The following is a 4,751-nucleotide window of genomic DNA, read 5'->3' on the forward strand; positions in this document are numbered from 1 at the left end:
GGCGTCCCGGCACCGGCCGCGCGGCGGTTCCGGCCGGCGGGGCGACACGCGTCCCGGACGAGCGCCGGGGCCCTTCAGTCCGCGTCGGGGCCCACGCGCTCCGCGGGCCTTTCAGCCCGCGTCGGGACCGACGCGGGCCGGGCGGCCCGCGTCCCGCACGATGCCGAGCCACTGGGTGGGCCGCGTCAGCGCCACGTACAGGTCGTTGACGCCGCGCACCGGACGGTCGAGCACGGCCTCCGGATCGACGACGACGACCCGGTCGAACTCCAGGCCCTTGGCCTGCCGCGGGGACAGCACCACTACGGGCCGGGTGAGGTCCGGAGTCTCGCCCCACGACGCGTCCGGCAGGTGCGCGGCGAGACGCGCGAGCAGCGTCTCGGGCGCGATCACCGCGAGCCGCCCGCCGCCGTCCTGTTCGCCGAGCTGCTTCGCGGCCAGCTCGGCGGCGGCCGTGACCAGCTCCCTCCGAGGCACGCTGTGCACGAGCGGGGGCACGCCGGTGGACCGCACGGAGCGCGGCGGCACGAAGTCCGGCTCGACCGAGCGGCGCACGTCCGCCGCGGCCTCCATGATCTCCGCGGGCGTGCGGTAGTTGACGCCGAGCCGCTCCAGCGTCCAGCGCTCCCCCACGTGCGGGCGCAGGATCGCCTCCCACGAGCCGAGGCCGGCCGCGTCCCCGGTCTGCGCCGGGTCTCCGAGGAGCGTCATCGACCGGCTCGGGCAGCGGCGCATCAGCAGCCGCCATGCCATCGCGGACAGTTCCTGCGCCTCGTCGACGACGATGTGCCCGAAGGCCCAGGTGCGGTCACCGGCGGCGCGTTCGGCGGCGCTGCGGGTGTCGGCCTCCTCCTGCCGTTCCGCGAAGCGCTCCGCGTCGATGATGTCGTGCGCGGCGAGCACCTCGGACTCCTCGTCCTCGAACTCGTACGTCTTCGAGCCCGCGGACACGTCCAGGACGCCCTGGGCATAGGCGATCTGCTCTTGCCGGGCCGCCTCGGCGGCGGCGCGCTCCGCGCTGTCGTCCGCGCCGAGCAGCTCCGCGGCCTCGTCGAGCAGGGGCACGTCCGCCGGGGTCCAGGGCCCGTCGCCGCGCCGCACCAGCGCCTGCTCGTCCTGCGGCAGCTGGAGCGGGTCGGCGAGGAAGCCGGAGACGAGCCGCTGGGCGGTGAGTTCGGGCCACAGCTCGTCGATCGCGGCGTGCACGGCCCGGCTCGTCGCGATCTCCTTGCCCAACTGGGCGAGGTCGTCGGGGCCGAGCAGGTTGGGTCCGCCGTACGGGTCGGCGCCGATGCGCTCCGCCAACTGCTCCGTCAGCGCGTCGATGACGCGGAACGCGAAGTGGGGACGCGCGAGGTTGTGCGGCAGGCCGGTCGCCCTGGCGGCGGCGCGCGCGTCCTCGGCGGTCGCCCGGTCCAGCAGCAGGACGCCGTGCTCCTCGTGGTCGATCTCGAGGGCCCGTTCGGGGACCGTCTGCCGGTCCCGGACCACGCGGGCGAGCACCTCGGCCATGGCGGCCGAGCCCTTGACGGCCGCGGCGGCGGGCGTGTCGGTACCGGTGGCGGCCACGCCGGGGAACAGTTCGCCGATCGTCGCGAGCAGGACCCCGGTCTCGCCGAGCGAGGGCAGCACCTCGCCGATGTAGCCGAGGAACGCGGGGTTGGGCCCCACGATCAGCACGGCGCGGCGGGCGAGCTGCTCGCGGTGCGCGTACAGCAGGTAGGCGGCGCGGTGCAGGGCCACGGCCGTCTTTCCCGTGCCGGGGCCGCCCTCGACGACGAGCACGCCGCGGTGCGGGGCCCGGATGATGCGGTCCTGCTCGGCCTGGATCGTCTGGACGATGTCGCTCATGCGGCCGGTGCGGGCGCTGTTGAGGGCGGCCAGCAGCACCTCGTCGGCGTCGCGGTTCTCGTAGCCGGTGCGCGTCCCGTCACGCAGGTCCATGATCTCGTCGTGCAGGTCGGTGACCGTGCGGCCCTGCGTGGTGAGGTGGCGGCGCCTGCGCAGGTCCATCGGGGAATAACCGGTCGCGAGATAAAAGGGCCGTGCGACGGGAGCCCGCCAGTCGATGAGCAGGGGCGTGCGTTCGACGTCGTCCTCGCGCATTCCGATGCGGCCGATGTGATGGCTCGCGCCGTCGCGGAAATCGATACGGCCGAAACACAGACCGCTCTCGACGGCATTCAGCTGGGCGAGCCGGGCGCTTTCCTCCTCCAGGTGGACGTCCCGCTCGAGCTTGGCCTGCCTGCCCGTTCCCACCTGGGCGACCGATGCGCGCACGGAACTCTCGGCCCGGTCCCTGAGGTCGTCGAGGCGGGCATACAGGCCGGAAATGAATTGCTGCTCGTTCTGCAATGCGTCGGTTGACAATTCCGCCCCTGCCCTAGTAAACTGCACTCATTCAAGTCTCCGCGCATCCCTGCATGGTTGAGCACGGAAACCCCCAATATACGCAGAGAAACACCCCGCCCGTCAATTGACGAGCGGGGTGTTTTGTCGCGCGAAGTGCCGTGCCGGGACTGCGGGCGCTTCCGGTCCGCGGGGAATCTGCCCGCGGCCTGGAGCGGGCTTCGGGTACTGGGCGTCGGGCGTCGGGCGTCGGGCGTCGGGCGGATCCTCTCGGGGATCGGCCCGCCGCGCCCCCGGGCCACGCACGGGGCCCGGGGGCGCGGCTCGGCTCAGGCGCGCGCCGGTCCGGCGATGTCCTGCAGTTCCTCCAGTTCCCCCAGCTCCTGCAGCAACCGCCGCTTCGGCCGGGCACCCACCATCGACTTCACCGGCTCGCCGTCCCGGAAGACCATGAGCGTCGGCATCGACAGCACCCCGTAGGCCGCCGCGGTGGCCGGGTTGGTGTCCACGTCGATCTGCACCACGCGCAGCCGTCCGGCCTCCTCGCGCGCGAGGGCCCCGAGCACGGGCGCCAGCTGCCGGCACGGGCCGCACCAGTCGGCGGTGAACTCCACGAGCACGGGCAGGCCGGGCCCGCGCACGAGCGTGTCGAACGTGGCGTCCGTCGCGGTGGCCACGCCTTCGACGTCGATCATCTGCTGTCCTCCGGGGAAGCGGGGTGATGGTGGGTGTGGTGGCGGGTGTGGTGGTGGGTGAGCGCTTCGGCGAGTTCGCAGCGCGGCTCGGGGGCGTCCGGCATCCGGTCCGGGGCCGCCGGCTCGCTGGCCGCCGAAGAGGCACCCTCGGCCCCCGCTCCGTCGGCCCGGACGCCCTCCGCGCGAAGGCCCTCGGCCCGGGCCAGTTGCGCCGCGACCTCGGACCTCACGGAGCCGAGCTGGTCGATCAGGGCGTCCAGTTCGGCCAGCTTGCGCCGGTAGACGGCCAGGGAACCCGCACAGGCGTCGCCCGAGGGGTGCCCGGCCCGCAGGCACTCCACGAACGGCCGCGTCTCCTCCAGGTCGAACCCGAAGTCCCGCAGCGTGCGGATCTGCCGCAGCAGCCGCAGATCCCTCTCGTCGTAGGTGCGATGGCCGTTGACCGTCCGCCGCGCGGGCAGCAGCCCGCGCGACTCGTAGTACCGCAGGGCACGGGTGGTCGTACCGGCCCGCTCCGCCAGTTCGCCGATGCGCATGCGTCCGAACGTACGCGTTGACGCGGACGTCAAGGCAAGCGAATCCGGGGGGACGACGTGCGGTCGGCGGCGGACCGGGAGGCGGCGGGAGGCGGGCGGTGGGCCGGGAGGCGGCGGGAGGCGGGCGGCTCAGGGCTCCTCGGCGAGGCGCTCCATCAGCGCGCCCGCCAGGCGCAGCACCTCCCGCTCCGTGGCCGTGAGCGAATCCAGCGCTCCGGTCAGCCAGGCGTCCCTGGCGCGCATGTCGGCGCCCAGCGCGTCGCGCCCCTGCTCGGTGAGCGCCAGCAGGACCTGCCGCCCGTCCCGTTCGCCGCGGGCGCGCACGATCAGCCCGTCCCGTTCCAGTTCGGCGAGGACCCGGGTGAGGGACTGCGGCCGCTGGAAGGACGCGGCCGCCACGGCTCCGGCGGTGCTCGGGCCCTTGCGGTGCAGGTGGCCGAGCACGCCGATCTTGTTGCCGCTCAGGGCGCCCGGCGGCCGTTCCGCACGCATCCGGGTGCCGAGTCGGGTGGTGCCGCGGCGCAGCACGGAGGCGATCTCCCGGTCCCTGGGGTCGCGCCCCGGCCGTTCGGCCTCCGTTCCGGCCTCCGTCTCGGCCTCCGGTTCCCGGCCGTGCCGGCCGGAGCCTCCGCCGGTCCCGGGGGCGCTGGACGAATTCATAAGCGATCCCTTACTTTTTTCTGCGATGCTGAAGCCCTGTACGGCGCAAACGGAGGCGTGATGGCGCGAAAACCGTACGCACAGCGTATCGATCATCCCCTTCTCGACGCCGTGGTCGGTGTGGCGGGCGCGGTCGCCGCGCTCGGGTGCGGGCTGCTGCTGCGGGACGCCGCCGGGCTCGGCGCGTCCACCCCGGTGCTCGCCGTCGTGTTCGCGATGACACTCTCCCGCAGGCCGCTCGGCGCGGTCGCGTTCGCCCTCGTGCCGCTGCTCGGCGCGGTGGGCGCGGGCGTCGGGCTGCTGATGGTCTCGGCTCCCGTCGCGGGCGACACGGTGTTCGCGCTGGGGCTCGCGGCGCCGGTCTGGCTGCGGCGCTTCGGGGTGCGCGCGAGCCGGGCCGGGGCCCTGCTGACGACGGCGCTCATCGGCATCCTCGTGATCCCGGTGCACATCGGGGGCGGGGCGGCCGGGGCGGGCTGGGCGGCGGTGACCGCGCTCGCCGCGCTGGCGT

Annotated in this window: 5 protein-coding genes; 1 reads left to right on the forward strand and 4 read right to left on the reverse strand. The window is 74.3% G+C overall.

Features of this window, described 5'->3' with window-relative positions:
* Nucleotides 1-111: 111 nt before the first annotated feature.
* From L1885_RS23720 to L1885_RS23735, 4 genes are all read right to left on the reverse strand, one after another.
* The gene (locus tag L1885_RS23720; RefSeq protein WP_235799208.1) at nt 112-2,370 is read right to left on the reverse strand and encodes a HelD family protein; all 2,259 of its coding nucleotides are present in this window, start codon (nt 2,368-2,370) and stop codon (nt 112-114) included.
* A gap of 308 nt (nt 2,371-2,678) precedes the next feature.
* On the reverse strand, nt 2,679-3,044 hold the full coding sequence (trxA, locus tag L1885_RS23725; RefSeq protein WP_235799209.1) for a thioredoxin: 366 nt from the start codon (nt 3,042-3,044) through the stop codon (nt 2,679-2,681).
* Nucleotides 3,041-3,580, reverse strand: a complete 540-nt coding sequence (locus L1885_RS29445) for a MerR family transcriptional regulator (protein WP_372482014.1) — start codon at nt 3,578-3,580, stop codon at nt 3,041-3,043. Before L1885_RS29445 ends, trxA begins: the two co-directional genes overlap by 4 nt.
* Nucleotides 3,581-3,709: 129 nt before the next feature.
* Nucleotides 3,710-4,240 carry a MarR family winged helix-turn-helix transcriptional regulator gene (locus L1885_RS23735; RefSeq protein ID WP_235799210.1) on the reverse strand — a complete coding sequence of 177 codons (531 nt, stop codon included), beginning with the start codon at nt 4,238-4,240 and terminating at the stop codon, nt 3,710-3,712.
* 60 nt (nt 4,241-4,300) lie between these two features.
* On the opposite strand from L1885_RS23735, the gene L1885_RS23740 reads away from it, so the two are divergent.
* Nucleotides 4,301-4,751: hypothetical protein (locus L1885_RS23740; RefSeq protein WP_372482015.1), on the forward strand; the 451-nt coding region annotated here is incomplete at its 3' end.

This window comes from Streptomyces fuscigenes (genome assembly GCF_021556455.1).
GTDB lineage: Bacteria > Actinomycetota > Actinomycetes > Streptomycetales > Streptomycetaceae > Streptomyces > Streptomyces fuscigenes.

What these genes read in the sequence shown, in the direction of transcription:
- L1885_RS29445 (WP_372482014.1), bottom strand. Translation starts at nt 3,580, where the DNA reads ATGCGCATCGGCGAACTGGCGGAGCGGGCCGGTACGACCACCCGTGCC.
- trxA (WP_235799209.1), bottom strand. Translation starts at nt 3,044, where the DNA reads ATGATCGACGTCGAAGGCGTGGCCACCGCGACGGACGCCACGTTCGAC.
- L1885_RS23735 (WP_235799210.1), bottom strand. Translation starts at nt 4,240, where the DNA reads ATGAATTCGTCCAGCGCCCCCGGGACCGGCGGAGGCTCCGGCCGGCAC.